Here is a 16106-nt window from a genome sequence, read left to right as displayed (position 1 = left end):
ATGCGCTTCGTCCGCAACCGCAAGGTGGTCGTCGGACTGGTGATCCTCGGTTTCTTCGGCCTGCTGGCGGTCGTCGGGCCGTGGGTCGCGCCCTACGACCCGAGTGCCCGCAGCGCCGACATCCTGCAGGCCCCGTCCGGTCAGCACTGGTTCGGCACCACCCACCTCGGCCAGGACGTGCTCAGCCAGGTGCTGGCAGGGGCGAGGGGAGTGGTGTTCGTCGGCCTCGTCGCCGGGGTGGTCGCCACCGTGCTGTCGGTCGTCATCGGCGTGACCTCCGGCTACCTCGGCGGGGCCGCGGCGGAGGGCCTGTCCGCGGTGTCCAACGTGTTCCTGGTGATCCCCTCGCTCCCGCTGATCATCATCATCACCTCCACGCTGCCGGAGACCACGGACCTGACCATCGCGCTGGTCATCGGGCTCACGTCGTGGGCGTGGGGTGCGCGGGTGCTGCGCGCGCAGACGTTGTCGTTGCGCCGCAGGGAGTACGTGGAGGCGGCCCGCGCCACCGGCGAGTCGACGTGGCGGATCATCGGTTTCGAGATCCTGCCGAACCTCACCGCGGTCATCGCGGCCAGCTTCGTCGGCACGGTCATCTTCGCGGTGCTCTCCGAGATCACCCTCGCCTTCATCGGTGTCAGCAGCGTCTCGGAGTGGAACTGGGGCACCATCCTGTTCTGGGCGCAGAGCCAGCAGGCGCTCGCGCAGGGTGCGTGGTGGTGGTTCGTACCCGCCGGGTTGGCGATCGCGGTGCTGGGCACCGCGCTGTCGCTGGTCAACTTCGGCATCGACGAGTACGCCAACCCGCGGCTGCGCGGTGGGGCGGGGACGCGCAAGGACGCGCGGGGCCGGGTCGTCAGGATGCGCGTCGGCTTCACCCCAGTAGTCCACAGTGGACAAAAGGATGCGCAGGAGGTCGGGAGATGACGGGAAAGCCGGTACTGGAGATCCAGGGCCTCAACGTCGACTACGGCCTCGGAGCGGACGCGGTGCGCGCCGTGCACGACGTCGACCTCACCCTGCACGCGGGCGAGGTCCTCGGCCTGGCGGGGGAAAGCGGTAGCGGCAAGTCCACGCTGGCCTACGGCATGCTCCGCCTGCTGCCGCCGCCCGGCGTTGTCACTGGCGGGCGGGTCGTCTACCACGCCCCCGACGGCGAAGCGGTGGACGTGCTGCGGATGTCGCCCGCGCGGCTGCGGAAGTTCCGGTGGGCGGAGGTCTCCGTGGTGTTCCAGGGCGCGATGAACTCACTCAGCCCGGTGCACCGGATCTCCACCCAGCTCTGCGACGCGATCGCCGCGCACGAGCCGCGGAGCACGGCGGCGGCGCGGCGGGCACGGGCGCGGGAGATGCTGGAGCTCGTCGGCATCGCCGCCGACCGGCTCGACAGCTACCCGCACCAGCTCTCCGGCGGCATGCGGCAGCGGGTGATGATCGCGATGGCGCTCGCGCTCGACCCCCGAGTGGTGATCATGGACGAGCCGACGACGGCGCTGGACGTCGTCGTTCAGCGGCAGATCCTCGGCCAGCTCGTCGAGCTGCGCGAGCGGATCGGCTTCTCCGTCGTGTTCATCACCCACGACCTGTCGCTGCTGGTGGAGTTCTCCGACCGGATCGCGATCATGTACGGCGGCCGGATCGTCGAGACGGCACCGGCCTCGCGGCTCTACCGCGACTGCCTGCACCCCTACAGCGAGGGCCTGCTCCGGTCCTTCCCCGCGCTGCGCGGTCCGCGCAGGGAGCTGGCCGGAATCCCCGGCTCGCCACCGGATCCGCGGTCCATGCCGCCGGGGTGCTCGTTCCAGCCGCGGTGCCCGCGCGCGTTCGAACCGTGCGCCACCACCGCGCCCGCGCTCCTCGCCCCGGCAGGGGAGGAGGCCTCGGACCGGGCGGTCGCCTGCTGGCTGCACACCCGCCAGCCGGTCGCGCCCTGAACTCTCGCCCTGTGCCGCGTCGCCGCCGAAGTCCGCTCAACCGCTCGTGCGCTCGTCTGGAGGACCGATCGTGGAAACGACCGCCACACCCGTTGCCACCCAAGCCGAACTCGACCTGATCGCCAGTCTGCCGCCGTCCTTCCGGTGGGGCGTGGCCACGTCGGCCTACCAGATCGAGGGAGCCGTGGACGCCGATGGGCGCGGACAGTCCATCTGGGACACCTACTGCCGCGTCCCCGGTGCAATCGATGGCGCGGACACCGGCGACGTCGCGTGCGACCACTACAACCGGATGCCGCAGGACGTCGAACTGATCGCCTCGCTCGGCGTGGACACCTACCGGTTCTCGGTTGCGTGGCCGCGGGTGCAGCCCGGTGGCAGGGGTCCGGCCAACGCGGCTGGGCTCGGCTTCTACGACCGGCTGGTCGACGAGCTGCTCGCCAGGGACATCGACCCGTGGGTGACGCTGTACCACTGGGACCTGCCACAGGAGCTGGAGGACGCGGGTGGCTGGCCGGCGCGAGAGACGGCCTACCGCTTCGCCGACTACGCGATGCTGGTCTTCGACAAGCTCAGCGACCGGGTGCGCGACTGGACCACGCTCAACGAGCCGTGGTGCTCGGCGATGCTGGGCTACTACGAGGGCAGGCAGGCCCCCGGCAGGCAGGACCTCCCCGCCGCGATCTCCGCCGTCCACCACCTGCTGCTGGGCCACGGCCTCGCCGCGCAACGGATGCGCGCCGCGGCGACCGAGCCGATCAACCTCGGCATCACCCTGAACATGAGCACCGCGACGCCCGCGACCGACTCCGCGGCCGACCGCGACGCGGCCCGCCGCGCGGACGGCCTCGGCCTGCGGATCTACACCGATCCGTTGGTGCGCGGGCAGTACCCGGCCGACGTGGTCGCCGACCTCGGCGCGCGCGGGATCACCCTGCCCGTGCTCGACGGCGACCTGGAGATCATCTCCGCTCCGCTGGACGTGCTCGGGGTGAACTACTACTTCAGCCAGCTCTACTCCGGCGTCGCCGAGGACGGGGCGACCACCGGCGCCGACGGCCACCCGGTGGTGCGCGACGTCCGCTACGGCAGGCCGGTCACCGCGATGGACTGGGAGATCGTGCCCGAGGGCTTCACCGAGCTGCTGGTGCGGCTCGGCCGGGACTACCCCGGCCTGCCGATGGTGGTCACCGAGAACGGGTCCGCCTTCGCCGACACCCCGGACGAGACCGGCTACGTCCGCGACGACGGCAGGACGGCCTACTTCGCCGCCCACATCGCCGCCGTCGCCAAGGCCCGGCAGGAGGGCGCGGACGTCCGGGGCTACTTCGCGTGGTCGCTGATGGACAACTTCGAGTGGTCCTACGGCTACGACAAGCGGTTCGGCATCGTGCACGTGGACTACGCGACGCAGAAGCGCACTCCGAAGCAGAGCGCCCTGTGGTACCGGGACACCATCCGCCGCGTTCGCGGTCACTGAGAGTGCGGGACGAGGGGGCGTGTCGTCCGGCCCGCTCCCTTTATCCGGTATCGCTCAACCAGGACGGGTGATCATGGCGTGGCGCGGCGCGCACTGGTCGATCCCGTGTGCGCCGCGCCCCTAGGATTGCCGGGGTGGGAGAGAACGACGCACTTCAGGACCGCCTGCAAGCCTTGGGAGAGGCGGTTGAGCTCACGCTGACCGGATTGGAACGCCTGCCTTCGGAACCACTGCCCTTCGCCGCCGCCGCACTGGTCGCAGTGGAGTTCGACGCCGTGGCCGCCAGGATCGAACCCCAACTCTCCGTGTTCGCCCGCACGGACACCCACGGCACGGCCGAGCCGCTGCTGGCGGCACTGCGGGCGGCACGGGGATCCCTCGCCGCCGAGGGTTTCGACCCGCAGACCTCCCACGACCGGTTCGTGGAGCTGCTGGGCAGCCTGCAGGAGCACCGCCAGTCCGCGCGCTCGCGGGAGCTGCGCCCGCCGTCGTCCTCGCTGTGGTACTCGGCGATTCCCGACCAGCTCACCCGCCCGGCCACCGGAGGCTCCCGGCACCGCGCGCCGGACTCCCACGCGGTCTGACGAGATTCGCCGGACCGAACGTTCCAGAATTGCTGCCGGAAGGGCACGACCCCGGACCCGGTGTCGGGCCAGTGGTGACAGACTCGGACCGTGCCGGAAGACGCTTGGGCCGCGCTCGCTGACGCCTTCGTAGAAGGCGCTTACGCCACGGTGAAGGGGCGGGTACGCACCTACGTCCTGCACCAGCAGCTACTCCGGAACCTCCCGCCACCGTCCTCGACGTCGGCGGAGGGGCAGCACACCAGTCGCTGCCACTGGCCAGGCTCGGCTACCACGTAACGGTCGTGGACCCCTCGGAAGCCATGCTCGCGAAGGCGGAACAGCGAGTGAAGGCCGAGCCCGCCGCCGTGCAGCGTCGCATGCGGCTCATCCGAGCCGACGGCGAGAACGCCGACAAGGCTGTCGGAGGAGAGACGTTCGACGGCGTGCTGTGCCACGGCGTGCTCATGTACCTCCCGCAGCCCGAGCCGATGTTCGACGCCCTGTGTCGTTGCGTGGCCCCCGAGGGCCTGCTGTCGGTCATGGCGCTCAACGCGCAGACGCTGGCGGTACGTCCCGCGCTCGAAAGGCGTTGGACCGACGCGCTCGCGGCGTTCGACGCAACCGGCGAGGTCGGTGTACTGGGAACGCCGACACGAGCCGATACCGTTGAAGGCCTGTCGCAGTTGATGCGGCGGGGCGACGTCGATCCCCTGGCGTGGTACGGGGTCTGGCTGTTCGCTGACTGGCTCGACCTGCCGTTGGCCTCCACCGATGTGGAGGCCGTCGCCGCTGTGGAACTGCAAGCGAGCATGCGCGACCCCTACCGGCAGCTCAGCAGGGTGTTCCACCTCGTCGGACACCGACGCTGAGCCAGCGGTGCGCCACGGCGAGGACGATCGCGCTCTGGCCAACGACAGCGTCCTCGACGTCGACCGCGACTCGGTTGTCCTGTGCGAGCGGGACTTCCACGCGACAGGTCAGCGCGTGGCCGCCGGTGGGTCGAAGGGCCCGCGCACGGCGGCGCAGACCGTGCCGACCGGCGGCAGCGCGAGGTTGGTCAGGTAGCCGTCCAGCCATTGGTCCACGCACGGGTTCAGACCGTCATAGGCGACGCCGTGCCCGGAGAGGTCCGCGGTGAGCAGGCGGGCCCGGCCGAGCAGGTGGCTGGTGGAGACCGCGTCCTCGTACGGTGTCGCCGGGTCGCCGCGCCGGTTGCCCACGAGCAGCACCGGGTTGGCGGTCGGCCGGTTCCACGGGCCGGTGTAGCGGTCGGGGTCGGTCACCGGCCAGCTCGCGCACGGCAACGAGCGGTAGACCCAGGCCGATGCGAACCCGGGAGCGGCCGCCTCGGCCAGGCGGGCGTGGCGGCCGACCGCCCGCGGGTCGCGCGGGTTGTCGGAGTCCGTGCAGGCGACGGCGCTCCACCAGGTGTTCCACGCCCGCTGCGGCTCGTCGGCGCGGGCGAACCGCGGCGGAGCCGCCGCGGGGATCTGCACGGGCGCCGCCGCGGTGGCCGGGTCCTGGGCGGCGAGGTGCAGCCTCTGCAGGAACGGGGTCAGGTACGCGGCGGCTCCCCAGCCGTAGAGCCCGGTCAGCATCCGGTTGACCAGCTCTTGGTAGGTGATCTGCTGCTGCTCACCGTGCGAGTTGGTGAGGGTGACCGGCCCTCGGCGCAGCCTGGCCAGCAGGTCGTCGTACTTGCGGTGCAGGCTCTGCTCGGTGGTACCGGGCCCGCCGAACTCGCACTGGGTGTGGGCCGCGCATTCCCGCAGCAGGTTCTTCAGCGCGGCCTGGGCACCGAGGTGCGAGCCGATCCGGTAGACGAAGGGCTCGTTGCCCTGCCCCGGCAGCCGGCCGGTGGTCCACTCCTGCGGTTGCAGCACGCCGTCGAGCGCCATAGCCCGCACGCGCTGCGGGAACAGGTTGGCGTACACCTCACCCAGGTGCGTCCCGTAGGAGGTGCCGAGGTAGGTCAGCTGTCGGTCGCCGACGGCGCGGCGCAGCAGGTCCAGGTCCCTGGCCACGTTGGCGGTGGACATGTGCCCTAGCAGCGGCCCGGCGTGCTGCGCGCAGCGCGCGGTGACTTCGCCGACCTGCTGGATCGCCGCGGCCTCCTCGGCTTCGGTGACGGGGAAGACCGGGCTCAGCTTCGCGTCGTCGGCCGGGTCGTCGGAGCAGGTGACCGGGGTGGAGTTGTTGGTGCCGCGCGGGTCGAACCCGACGATGTCGAAGCGGGCCGCCACCGCCGGTGACAGTCGTGGCGGGATCCGGCCGCGGTTGCCGGGGCCGCCGGGGTTGGTGAACACGGTGCCGATCTTGTGCTGCGGGTCGGTGGCGGGCCGTTTCATCAGAGCCAAGGAGATCTGCGGACCGTTCGGGTCCCGGTAGGACAGCGGGACCCGGGCCGTGGCGCACTGGGTGCCCGGCGGGGACGGGCAGGGAACCCAGTCGAGCACGGGGGTGGCGGCGCGGCCGGCGTCGGGGCCGGCCGGTGGCGTCGCGGCGCCCGCCCCGGCGGTCAGCCCCGCCGAGATCGCCAAGGTCACGGTGCCCAGCGCGAGGCCGCGCCGGAGGGCGTCGCGTCCTGCTCTCATGCGGAAGTCCTCCTCCTGGTTCGGGTTCCGGCCGTGATCGACGGGAACCGGGGTGACTGTAGGGAAGGAGAGCGACCTGCTGGCACGGTCAGAAGGCCGATCAGAACTGGCCGTTCGGCCGAGAACCGGCGATCCCGCCACCCGTCTCCTCGCCGTGGAGTTCCCGGCTCAGCGTTGTGGCAGAACATGATCGCTGAGGCGAGCAGGCGGCCTACCACCCGCGGAGCCCTTGGCGGGGCAAGGGATGGGAACAGGCATCGTCTGCCAGCAACCGGGTTCCCAGCGGCGTGGCATCGGGACAACCGTCACCGGCAACGGACAGGAGAGCACGGGCTGACCGTCCTGGTGTTCACCAAGTGCGGTCGGAACTGGCCGACACCCGCGGTCGTTCTTGACCTTTCACGCCCACCGTCGCCGTGGTTTCGAGCACGGTTCACACGGTGGAGAGGGTCACGCCCTTGCGGAACTCCTCGACGGCGAGTCGTCGAGGCGAGACTTCGTTCTTGTCCTTCTCGGGCATCTCGGCGTAGGTGAGGTCGCTGCCCGCTGGCACGAAGATGGTGTCAAAGCCGAGCCCGCCGTCGCCTCGCTGCTCGGTGGTGATGGTTCCGTGGGCAGTGCCGCTGAAGACCTGGACGCCATCGGCGTCGGCGTAGCCGAGTGCGGTCGTCACGGAGGCGCGGCGGTCGGTGACGCCGGAGGCCATGTCCAGGATTCCCTGGACCCCCACGGTGGAGGTCCACCAGGCGACAAGGGCGCCGGGGAGACCGTTCCACGCGGTCAGGGAAAGGCCGGTGTCATCCACCAGCACCGGCCTGCGCAGCTTCGCGTAGGCGTCCGAGGCCTTCCGCTCAACGACCTCCACGACGTTGAGCGACTGGATTTCGAGCAGATCTACCGTGACCGTGGTGACGTCGATGCCGAGCAGCGCGGAGTACTCACGTGCCTTTCCTGCGTTGCCGGTGATGAGCCAGATCGGGTCGATCAAGGGATGCCTTTCGGAGGGATCGTCAACCAGTGCCGGGTCGCGGACTCACATCAGGTGTTCGGCCTGGTCGACCCCGGAGTGATCAAGCCGGTTTCGTAGGCGATGGCGACGAGCTGGGCCCGGTCTCGCGCGCCGAGCTTGCTGAGCAGGCGACCCACGTGGGTGCGCGCGGTGGCCGGGCTCATGTGCAGGCTCTGCCCGATCTCCGCGTTCGACTGCCCCTCGCCGACCTTCGCGAGTACCTCGCGTTCCCGGTCGGTCAGCACGTCGAGCGCGCCCGAGCGGGGGACTGGGCCGACCGCGGCGGCCCGCATGACGCGCCTGGTCACGGTGGGGGAGAGCAGCGCGTCACCGCGGGCGACGATCCGGACGGCCTCGCGCATGCCGTCCGGGCTGGTGTCTTTGAGCAGGAACCCGGCGGCACCGGCGCGCACCGCGTCGAGAATGTGCTCGTCGGTGTCGAACGTGGTGAGCACGATGACCTGCACCTGGTGGAGGTTCGGGTCGGCGACGACGCGGCGGGTCGCCTCGATGCCGTCACCGCCGGGCATGCGGATGTCCATCAGCACCACATCGGGCCGTTCCCGCGTGATGACCTCGACACCCGAGGCCGCGTCGCCCGCCTCGCCGACGACGGCGATGTCGTCGGCGCGTTCCAGCAGCGCCCGCAGCCCTGCCCTGATCAGGTGCTGGTCGTCCACGAGCACCACCCGGATCATGACTGCACCCGCGCGGGTATGCGGGCTTCGACGACGAACCCCGCCCCCGGGCGAGACCGGGTCCGCAGGTCGCCGCCGAGCAGGGCGAGCCGCTCCCGCATACCGACGATGCCCCAGCCCTTCGGCTGGTCGTCATCAGGCGCGCCGCGGCCGTTGTCGGTGACCCGGATCAACACGGTGTCCTCGCTGTAGTCCAGTTCGATCCGCACGGTACTGGCGCCGGCGTGGCGCAGCACGTTGCTCAGCGACTCCTGGACCACCCGGTAGGCGGTGGCGTCCGAGATGGCCGGTAGGGGCGCTGGCTGGCCGCTGGTGCGGACTTGCACGTCGAGCCCGGCCGCGGTGGCCGTGCCGACGAGCGTGTCGAGCCGGTCGAGCCCCGGCACCGGGGCGTCGTCGGTGCCATCGGGCTCGCGCAGGGCGTGGAGCGTCGCTCGTAGCTCCCGGCCGACGTCCCGGCAGGCCGCGCGTGCCGAAGCGAGGGACCGTTCGGCGGTGTCCGGGTCGTCGCGAAGCGACTCCCTGGCCACGTCGGTGTGCAAGGAGATCACCGAGACCGTGTGGGCCAGCAGGTCGTGCAGGTCCCTGGCGATGCGCACGCGTTCCTGCTCGACCCGCCTCGCCGCCTCGCGCTCCCGTTCCAGTTCGGCGGCGCGGGCTTGTCTGGTCAGCTCGGCGCGCCAGCCGCGGCGCGACCGGATGCTGTCGCCGAGCGCGATGACCGTGGCCATCAGCGCGGCCGACGTCGGCATCTCCAGGCCGAGCATGAAGCTCAGGTCGTCGCCCTGGGCGATGCGCACCCCGGTGGAGATGGCCAGCAGCGCCACGGCGGTGCCGACGGCCCAGTACAGCCGGCCGTACTCGGCCGCGGAGAACAGCGCGGCGGCCACCGGTACGGCGAGACCGATCGGTGGGTAGGACAGCGCGTAGTAGGCGAGCAGGCCGACTGCTGAGATGACGAGTGTCGCCACCGGCCAGCGACGACGGACCAGCATGAGCGCGCCGAACAAGGCGCCGAACGCATAGGCGGGCAGCCCAGGTGCGGCCGGCCCGCCGATGTTCGCGGTGATGGCGGTGCCGACCGCGACCAGGACGAGCATGCCGAGACCGGTGTCGACCATGAGTTGCCGCCGGTCAACGGACTGGGTGGGTGCGCTGATCGTCCTGCTCCTGACGGGTCGGCTACTGCGGACGGAACGCCGGTACCAGTCTGGCCAGCAGCCAGCCGGCCGCGCCGGTTCCCGCGCCCATCAGTGCTCCGGTGAACAGGCTGCTGCCGAACGCGAAGATCCGCAGCACCAGGGCCTCGACCGCGGGCGGCAGTGCTCCCGCCAGGTTGCCGCCCAACCGGGGCGGGTCGCTCGCGAACCCCTCCGTCCAGAGGATCTGGTGGGTGACGCCGAGCAGGACGCCGTACACCACGCCCACCGCCAGCAGGGTCACGAAGGGGTTGGGCACCCGCTTCCACAGCACGTAGGCGATCCAGATCGCGATCGGCACGAACACCAGCAGCCCGTTGACCAGCGGGCCGACCAGGGAAAGGTCGTGCGCGACCACCCTGGGCACACCGAGCGCGGCGAGGCCGAGGACCGTCAGCGGCGGGATGCCGATCGAACGGCGCAGCTTTCCGCTCATGCCGGGCTCCCGGTCGGCACCCGGCCGCGGTGGTAACGCAGGAAACCGATGAACGCCAACGTCGCGGTGACCGCGCTCATGCCGAGACGGAACCAGTGGCCGGTTTCGAACTCGTTGGCAGTTTGCCGCAGGAATTCCGCGGTGTGCACGGCGATTCCTTCCTCGAACATGATGTCGTTGCGCGGCCAGAAATATAGCATCGAGAACAGCCATTCACCGGTCGCGAGCGTGCCCAGGCTGGCCGTGACCCACCACCGCGCCTGCCGGACCCGCCACAGCAGCACCACGGTCGCGGCCGCGGCGATCGCGGTGACCAGGCCCATTGGCGGGAAGAAGTCGGCAGGCCCGGTGACGGTGAAAAACTCCACCGACTCGGCGAGCGATGCGGGAACGTCATGAAAGACGTTCGGATAGATGACGATGGTTTCGACCGCGATTCCGCCGAAAGCCACCATGGCGATCCAGGTGTACGCGGCCGAAACAGCAAGAGGGATCGCTCGTGTTCGCACGGAGTCTCCGCTCAAGAAGAGAATGGGACGCCATCGAAGTTACGGCTGTGACCGGGGCGGCACATCCGCGTACGCGCGTTTTCCGCATACGTAAGCCGACGTACGTCAGCGCCTTCGAGGCAGCCGGTGTTGTCGCACGAGTCTGTCAGTGGAGTTGGGGACTAAGCGTTCGCTCGGCGGAGGCGTTCGGCTGCCTGCGCGCGGACGGCGTCACAGGACACCGGGGGATCGCCGTGCAGAGTCTCCCAGCGAGCGTTGTGCGCCGCCGGCCACAGGCTGGCCGCCCACGCGATCTCCTGCTCCTCCAACGTGAACCGGCGCCCGCGGAGATCCTGATAAGCCGTCAGGAACGCGGCGGAGCTCTCGATCGGGGCGAGGGTCGGCGGCGAAGCACTGGCGAACGCCCCGCACGCCGCACCCGCCAGTGCCGCCTCTGGCTGCCACCCCATGCTGTCCCAGTCATGCACGGCCCACACACGGCCACCGCGCCAGCGGAGGTTCTGCGCTTCGAAGTCGGCGTGGCCCAGCACGCAAGGCAGGTCGGCGGCCAGCAGCCGCTTGCGGGCGCGGTGAGCCGTGTCGACGACATACGCGGGCACAGCACTCTGGTCCCGGTCATCGAGGAACTCGATCCTCGGCCACAACCCGGAATCGGTGTGGTCCCACCGTGCCCAGCGCGGGTTCGGCAGTGGCGGGGCGACGGTCACGTCGGCCAGTTCGGCCATCAGCCGGGCGAACACGGCCGCGTAGCGCACGGCGACGTCCGGCGAGTCGCCGCGCAGCAACTCACCGCCGGGTCGGCACTCCTCGGCGTGCACGGCCAGCGACCCAACGGCGACCGCGGACGTGATCGGCCGGGCGCACGGAAACCCCCGCTCCGCCAACCGGGCCTGCGCGGCAACACACGATGCCGCCCGGCCGTCGTCCTCCCGCGCCTTCACCACGACGTCCCGCCCACCGGCCAACCGCAGCCCGAACACCGCCGAGATCGACCGCGCCTCGAACAGCACGCTGACCGGCGCGTCCCCCAACTGGTCCGCACACCAGTCCGGCAGCCAGTCCGGCAGGCCATCCAACAACACGGTGAGGACTGTGCCACGTACACCGAACACGGCGACCTGACCCGGACTCAGTCGGCAGCCCCGCTCCCCGAAGCGCAGCCCCGCCCCCACCCCTCCGTGCTCCCGCCCGCTCCCGCTCCGCTCCCGCCCGCCCCCGCCCCTCCGTGCTCCTCGTCCCCCCCCCGGGGTACCCCCCGTCCCCCTCCCCGGTGCGCGCGTGGGCTGGCTGGCGTGGTCGGTGTTTTCGCGTTCTGTAGTCATTTTGCGCGATAGAGCGCTCTCATTTCGCGTTATGCCTACAAAACGCGAAGTAGTGGTGGGGCGCGCGGGTGGGGCACGCGGGTGGAGGGTGCCGGGGGGTGGTGAGGTGGTGTTGCCGCGTGCGGGACACGAGCTGGCCGCGGCGCCACCATCGTCGCCGATGCCGGGCAGGTAGTGCGCTCTCCTCTGATCCACGACTCGGCCACGTCATCGCACTCCGCGTCGCTCTCGGCGGACTCGTGGCAGTTCATGATTCTAGTCATGAAGATTTCAGGGAAGACTGAAGTCAATGTGCTCTGTGGCTCGTCAGGTGCACTCCGCGCAGCCAGCAACAACAACGCTCAGACGGCAGGGCGGACATCCGCACATCGATGCGCGCCACGAGATGACGCCGGGCTGACGAGTCCAGCGCAGCGGGGCACGAGCAGCGCGCTGACCGCATGGGATCGGCAGGTGGTTGCAGACGGTGTGAACGTTGGCGACCTCGTCGCGGGTGGCGACGATGTCGGGCCGGTGCAAGAGGGCGACCTCAACGATGAACACTCCGCCCAGCCCCGCAGCGCCCTGGAGCCCCAAAGTCGGGAGCTGCTCGCCGCATCGGCGGACGTGCCAAGCACGACACCGCAACTGCGGCGTTGGAGCGCGCGCGGATGCTTGCCGCGCAGCGCCCAGTTCGGCGTGTCTGCGGGAGCCCTCGCCGCTACGGTGAGCCCATGACCGCGAGCGAGCCGAACCCTTCCGGTTGCCCGGGACAGCCGCGCGAGATCGTCGCGCCGTCGGCCTCTGAACGCCAGAGCCCACGTGGTCGCTTGGCTGAACCGGTCGTGCGGACCGCCGGGCCTGAGGATGTTGCGGCCATCTGTCGGTTCGGCGATGCCCACATTCGATGCCACTACGCGCCGCTGATCGGTGCGGAGGCCGCGGATGCGCAGGTCCGCAGGTGGTGGAACCACACGCACATCGGTGCTGCTGTGGCTGGGGGATTGGTGGTCGTCGCTGAGGACGGCGGACAGCTTGTCGGCGTCGGGCAGCGAGGCCGCAGTGGAGCCGACCACGTCGTGTACAAGCTTTACGTCCACCCCGAGCATCGTGGTTGTGGCCAGGGGCTTCGGCTGCTTGAAGCTCTCATTCGGCAACTGCCCGCGGACGCTGATCGGCTGTGCATCGAACACTTCGTGGCCAACGAGCGTGCGGGCGCGTTCTACGAGCGCGAGGGCTTCACCGTGGAGCGGGTCGAAGCGAGCGCTACCGGCGATCCTCGGCTCGGAGTGGTGTGGCGTGCCCGCCTTCTGGCTTCACCCGACAAGGCTCCTGGACAAGCGTGAAGCCGGAAAGCCGCCAGCGCACGGACCGTCCCGACGGGACAGTGCGGAAAACTGATCAGATCTGGCATGTGCTAAATCTGCTGCCGTCTGTCCACTCAGGACTCTTAAGGATGCGCCACCTGCCTGCCCGTTCCGGAAAGGCAGTGTCGCGCACATCGCGCAGTGGAGTGGCATTCCCTGATCGGGGTTCGGGAGTCCGGTGCGGGTTGGTCCTGTGAGCGTGGTGCGCACGAGGACGCCGTCCGGCGTGTTCGAGGAGCGTCCAGTGCGGCCGGTCAGCTGTACAGGTTGGTGGCGGCCGCGGTCGCCAGCCTTTCCGCATCGGGACAGAGCGCGGGACCGGGCCGCTCGCCTTTGACCGTCAGCCGCATCATGTCAACGTGGGCCCGCGCGGCCTGGTTCCTCGTTTTGTACGGCATTTGGACCGTGCACGACTGGCCCGAGTCGGTGTCGAGCTCCACGTAGGCCTCATGGCCGCCCAGCTTCTTCGCCTGGCCCTTGATCGAGTCCGTCGCGGCGTGCTGGTCGTAGCGCAGGTGGACCTCGGTCCGGGTGACCGCCGTGAACCACTTGCACGACCAGTCGCCGAATCCGGGCATCCCGGGGTTCATCCCCTCGAAGCCGGCCAGCGCTTCAGCGGGAAGCAGCGCGCAGGCCTCGACCCCTGCCAGCGAGTCGGTGGGGAAGTCCTTGGGGCGGCGGGGAATCTGGCCCCGCCTGAGGACGCTCTTCACCGTGGCGACCGCGATGCCGGCCACCCGGCACAGATCCCTCGGGGAGTTGGCCAGCTTCGCCGTCACCCGGACGCCGTACTTGTCGTCCACGCGCACCAGGCGGTTGCAGTCGGTGTCGTCCGACGGCACCACCAGGACGTCGAACGGATCCCCCGTCACGAGGCGCCAGTCCTCCCGCTCCTTCTGCGATGCGCGCGTGACCAGTTGGACCTCGACGTCGAGCTTCTCCTCCCGGCCGACGTCGATCAGGACGTCGCAGCGGTTGAAGTTGCCGTAGTCGGTCTTCAGCTCGGACGGGCCGATGTCGCGGAACACGGATTGCCTGACCAGCGAGCACGGGTCGGCCGTGCGTTCGTCGCCGATCAGGTCCGTGCTCACCGGGTCCGGATACCGCTCCAGCGCGACGACAACAGCGAGCGCGACGACCACCACGGCCGCGGTGATCGCCTGAACCGGCCGGCGGCGCCAGAGCGGTGCCCGTGGAGCCACCGGATCCGGTGGCTCCCAGTCACCGACGATCTCTCTGAGGCGCTGCCGGACCTGGTTCGCGGTCGGCCGCTTCGTGGGCCGGGAGTCCAGCATCCGCGTCAGCAGCGGGGCCAGTGGTCCCGCGTGGACCATCGGCGGGATGGCGCCCTCGCGTGCGCGTGCCAGCACCTCGGCAGGCTCGCCCGACCCGAACGGCGGGGTTCCCTCCAACGCCGCGAACAACGTCGCCCCGAGCGAGAACACGTCCGACGCCTCGGTGGCCGCACGACCGCCCGCGACCTCCGGCGCCAGGTAGGCGGGCGTTCCGCAGACCCGACCGTCGTCGGTGCCCGTCACCTCGCACCAGATGGAGATGCCGAAGTCGGTCAGCTTGGCGAGGTCGTGGTCGGTGACCAGGATGTTGCCGGGCTTGACGTCCCTGTGGAGGATCTTCTGCGCGTGCACGGCGGCCAGCGCGGCCGCGATCTGCACACCGATCCGCGCGACCCGGTGCGGCGGCAGAGGCCCGTTCGCCGCGAGGATCTTGTCCAGGCTGTCGGCGGACAGGTGCTCCATCACGAGCCAGCACTCGTCGGAGTCGACGGTGTCGAACACCGAGATCGCGTTCGGGTGGTGCACCTGCGCCGCGTTCTCGGCCTCCCGCCGGAACTGCAAGCGGTCGGCCGCGCTGTCCACCGTGTGCGGGCGCTTGAGCGCCACCGTCCGCTTGAGCTTCCTGTCGAAAGCGGTCCAGACGAGTCCACCCGCCCCGGAACCCCTCGCGTCGTCGAGCTGGTATCGCCCGTCGACCAGGTCTCCCGTGCGCACGCAGCGGAGCGTAGCGACATCGCACCGTGCTCACCATGCTCAAACAACAAAGTTGGATCTCGTGATGCGCACGGGGGCGGCTGGACTCGCCGGACTTCCCGTTCAGCTGTGCGTCACGGTGACGCGGTACAGCGTGACCTGGCCGTAGTTGCTCGCGTCGCAGGGGGACGAGTTGCCGCAGTTCGCCTGGGTGTACGTGCCTGCCTTGAAGTAGGCGCCGGTGAAGGACGCCGGGATGGTGGCTTGGAGCACCCCGTTGTAGTACGCCCGGACCTTGCCGTCACGCACCTCGAACTTCGCCTGGAACCTGGTGCCGAGCACGTAGTTGTCGGTGATCAGCCTGTAGTGGGTGTTGTCGCCTTTCGTCACGTAGAGCTTGCTGCCTTCGAGGCGGAACACGGTGACGTCGTCGCTGGAGTCGTGGATCTGCCCCGCCACCACGTGCGGTTTGGTGGTGGGCAGGCGGGTGATCGCCTGGTCGATGACCATGGTGTGGGTGCCGGAGTCCGACCGCCAGCTCGCCGGTGTCGTCCCGTTGTTCGTCATCTCCCGGAGCTCGGACCGGGGGTTCTTGCTGTTGGCGGTCGTCACACCGTTCACAGGGGCACGGAACTGCACGCCGTCGCAGTTGTCAGCGGGCACGAACCACGGGGTGTTCACGTAGCCGTCCAACCGCGGCTGCGTGATCTCCAAGGGCTGCTCGCCCTTCTTGTCCGGGTCGTCGACGGGCAGCGTCACCTTCCAGTTCCGCAGGTCCAGGACCTGAGCGGGACGGGAGCACTCCCGCGATGTGCCACCCGGTGCGAGCACCTCGACGTCGGGGACGTCGTACCGCTCCCATGCGAGCGCCCGGCTCACCGGATCGCCCGCCTCCGCCACTCCCATCGGGAGCATCGCCGCGATTCCCGGGGAAAGCGCCGCGGCGGCCACGGCGACCGCCAGCCCCTTTCTCGATCCCATCACTGTCCTCCCGAACATCTCGTGATCGCGCGAACCGTACGAGG

Annotated in this window: 14 protein-coding genes and 1 pseudogene; 6 read left to right on the top strand and 9 right to left on the bottom strand. The window is 70.2% G+C overall.

Annotated elements, in window-relative coordinates:
* From ACFFQA_RS04255 to ACFFQA_RS04235, 5 genes and pseudogenes are all read left to right on the top strand, one after another.
* The gene (locus tag ACFFQA_RS04255) at nucleotides 1-927 is read left to right on the top strand and encodes an ABC transporter permease (protein ID WP_377850278.1); all 927 of its coding nucleotides are present in this window, start codon (nucleotides 1-3) and stop codon (nucleotides 925-927) included.
* Nucleotides 924-1934, top strand: coding sequence for an ABC transporter ATP-binding protein (locus tag ACFFQA_RS04250; protein ID WP_377850277.1), 1011 nt, complete (start codon nucleotides 924-926; stop codon nucleotides 1932-1934). Before ACFFQA_RS04255 ends, ACFFQA_RS04250 begins: the two co-directional genes overlap by 4 nt.
* A 70-nt stretch (nucleotides 1935-2004) precedes the next feature.
* Nucleotides 2005-3414: a GH1 family beta-glucosidase gene (locus tag ACFFQA_RS04245; protein WP_377850276.1), complete on the top strand. Its 1410-nt coding sequence runs from the start codon at nucleotides 2005-2007 to the stop codon at nucleotides 3412-3414.
* A gap of 134 nt (nucleotides 3415-3548) precedes the next feature.
* A complete protein-coding gene (locus tag ACFFQA_RS04240) occupies nucleotides 3549-3998 on the top strand; it encodes a hypothetical protein (protein ID WP_377850275.1) in 450 nt (149 codons plus the stop codon).
* Between the two features lie 245 nt (nucleotides 3999-4243).
* Nucleotides 4244-4849 (top strand): annotated as a pseudogene (locus ACFFQA_RS04235) (class I SAM-dependent methyltransferase); the annotation flags it as partial.
* Nucleotides 4850-4957: 108 nt separating this feature from the next.
* Here ACFFQA_RS04235 and ACFFQA_RS04230 read toward each other — a convergent pair.
* The 7 genes from ACFFQA_RS04230 to ACFFQA_RS04200 all read right to left on the bottom strand — a co-directional run bounded on the left by ACFFQA_RS04230 (nucleotide 4958) and on the right by ACFFQA_RS04200 (nucleotide 11507).
* Nucleotides 4958-6574 carry an alpha/beta hydrolase gene (locus ACFFQA_RS04230; RefSeq protein ID WP_377850274.1) on the bottom strand — a complete coding sequence of 539 codons (1617 nt, stop codon included), beginning with the start codon at nucleotides 6572-6574 and terminating at the stop codon, nucleotides 4958-4960.
* Nucleotides 6575-7007: 433 nt separating this feature from the next.
* On the bottom strand, nucleotides 7008-7562 hold the full coding sequence (locus tag ACFFQA_RS04225; RefSeq protein ID WP_377850273.1) for a non-canonical purine NTP pyrophosphatase: 555 nt from the start codon (nucleotides 7560-7562) through the stop codon (nucleotides 7008-7010).
* Nucleotides 7563-7612: 50 nt separating this feature from the next.
* On the bottom strand, nucleotides 7613-8281 hold the full coding sequence (locus ACFFQA_RS04220; RefSeq protein ID WP_377850272.1) for a response regulator transcription factor: 669 nt from the start codon (nucleotides 8279-8281) through the stop codon (nucleotides 7613-7615).
* On the bottom strand, nucleotides 8278-9441 hold the full coding sequence (locus ACFFQA_RS04215) for a histidine kinase (protein ID WP_446681669.1): 1164 nt from the start codon (nucleotides 9439-9441) through the stop codon (nucleotides 8278-8280). Before ACFFQA_RS04215 ends, ACFFQA_RS04220 begins: the two co-directional genes overlap by 4 nt.
* 22 nt (nucleotides 9442-9463) lie before the next feature.
* Nucleotides 9464-9916 (bottom strand): hypothetical protein, encoded by a 453-nt coding sequence (locus ACFFQA_RS04210; RefSeq protein ID WP_377850270.1) that lies wholly within the window; start codon nucleotides 9914-9916, stop codon nucleotides 9464-9466.
* Complete coding sequence (locus ACFFQA_RS04205; protein ID WP_377850269.1) at nucleotides 9913-10425, bottom strand: DUF1772 domain-containing protein; 513 nt, start codon at nucleotides 10423-10425, stop codon at nucleotides 9913-9915. Before ACFFQA_RS04205 ends, ACFFQA_RS04210 begins: the two co-directional genes overlap by 4 nt.
* A gap of 161 nt (nucleotides 10426-10586) precedes the next feature.
* Nucleotides 10587-11507, bottom strand: coding sequence for a phosphotransferase (locus ACFFQA_RS04200; RefSeq protein WP_377850267.1), 921 nt, complete (start codon nucleotides 11505-11507; stop codon nucleotides 10587-10589).
* A 953-nt stretch (nucleotides 11508-12460) separates the two neighbouring features.
* Here ACFFQA_RS04200 and ACFFQA_RS04195 point away from each other — a divergent pair.
* On the top strand, nucleotides 12461-13072 hold the full coding sequence (locus tag ACFFQA_RS04195; RefSeq protein ID WP_377850265.1) for a GNAT family N-acetyltransferase: 612 nt from the start codon (nucleotides 12461-12463) through the stop codon (nucleotides 13070-13072).
* Between the two features lie 275 nt (nucleotides 13073-13347).
* Here the strand turns inward: ACFFQA_RS04195 and ACFFQA_RS04190 are convergent, their stop codons facing one another.
* Together ACFFQA_RS04190 and ACFFQA_RS04185 are read right to left on the bottom strand one after the other, a co-directional pair.
* The gene (locus ACFFQA_RS04190; RefSeq protein ID WP_377850264.1) at nucleotides 13348-15102 is read right to left on the bottom strand and encodes a serine/threonine-protein kinase; all 1755 of its coding nucleotides are present in this window, start codon (nucleotides 15100-15102) and stop codon (nucleotides 13348-13350) included.
* Between the two features lie 102 nt (nucleotides 15103-15204).
* Nucleotides 15205-16062 (bottom strand): polysaccharide lyase family 7 protein, encoded by an 858-nt coding sequence (locus ACFFQA_RS04185; RefSeq protein ID WP_377850263.1) that lies wholly within the window; start codon nucleotides 16060-16062, stop codon nucleotides 15205-15207.
* Between the last annotated feature and the right edge of the window lie 44 nt (nucleotides 16063-16106).

It is taken from the genome of Allokutzneria oryzae, assembly GCF_042429765.1.
GTDB lineage: Bacteria > Actinomycetota > Actinomycetes > Mycobacteriales > Pseudonocardiaceae > Allokutzneria > Allokutzneria oryzae.
This window is presented reverse-complemented; position numbering and strand designations above follow the sequence as displayed.

Coding starts and splice junctions, on each gene's coding strand:
- ACFFQA_RS04255 (WP_377850278.1), top strand. CDS start 1: ATGCGCTTCGTCCGCAACCGCAAGGTGGTCGTCGGACTGGTGATCCTC.
- ACFFQA_RS04250 (WP_377850277.1), top strand. CDS start 924: ATGACGGGAAAGCCGGTACTGGAGATCCAGGGCCTCAACGTCGACTAC.
- ACFFQA_RS04230 (WP_377850274.1), bottom strand. CDS start 6,574: ATGAGAGCAGGACGCGACGCCCTCCGGCGCGGCCTCGCGCTGGGCACC.
- ACFFQA_RS04220 (WP_377850272.1), bottom strand. CDS start 8,281: ATGATCCGGGTGGTGCTCGTGGACGACCAGCACCTGATCAGGGCAGGG.
- ACFFQA_RS04210 (WP_377850270.1), bottom strand. CDS start 9,916: ATGAGCGGAAAGCTGCGCCGTTCGATCGGCATCCCGCCGCTGACGGTC.
- ACFFQA_RS04195 (WP_377850265.1), top strand. CDS start 12,461: ATGACCGCGAGCGAGCCGAACCCTTCCGGTTGCCCGGGACAGCCGCGC.
- ACFFQA_RS04185 (WP_377850263.1), bottom strand. CDS start 16,062: ATGGGATCGAGAAAGGGGCTGGCGGTCGCCGTGGCCGCCGCGGCGCTT.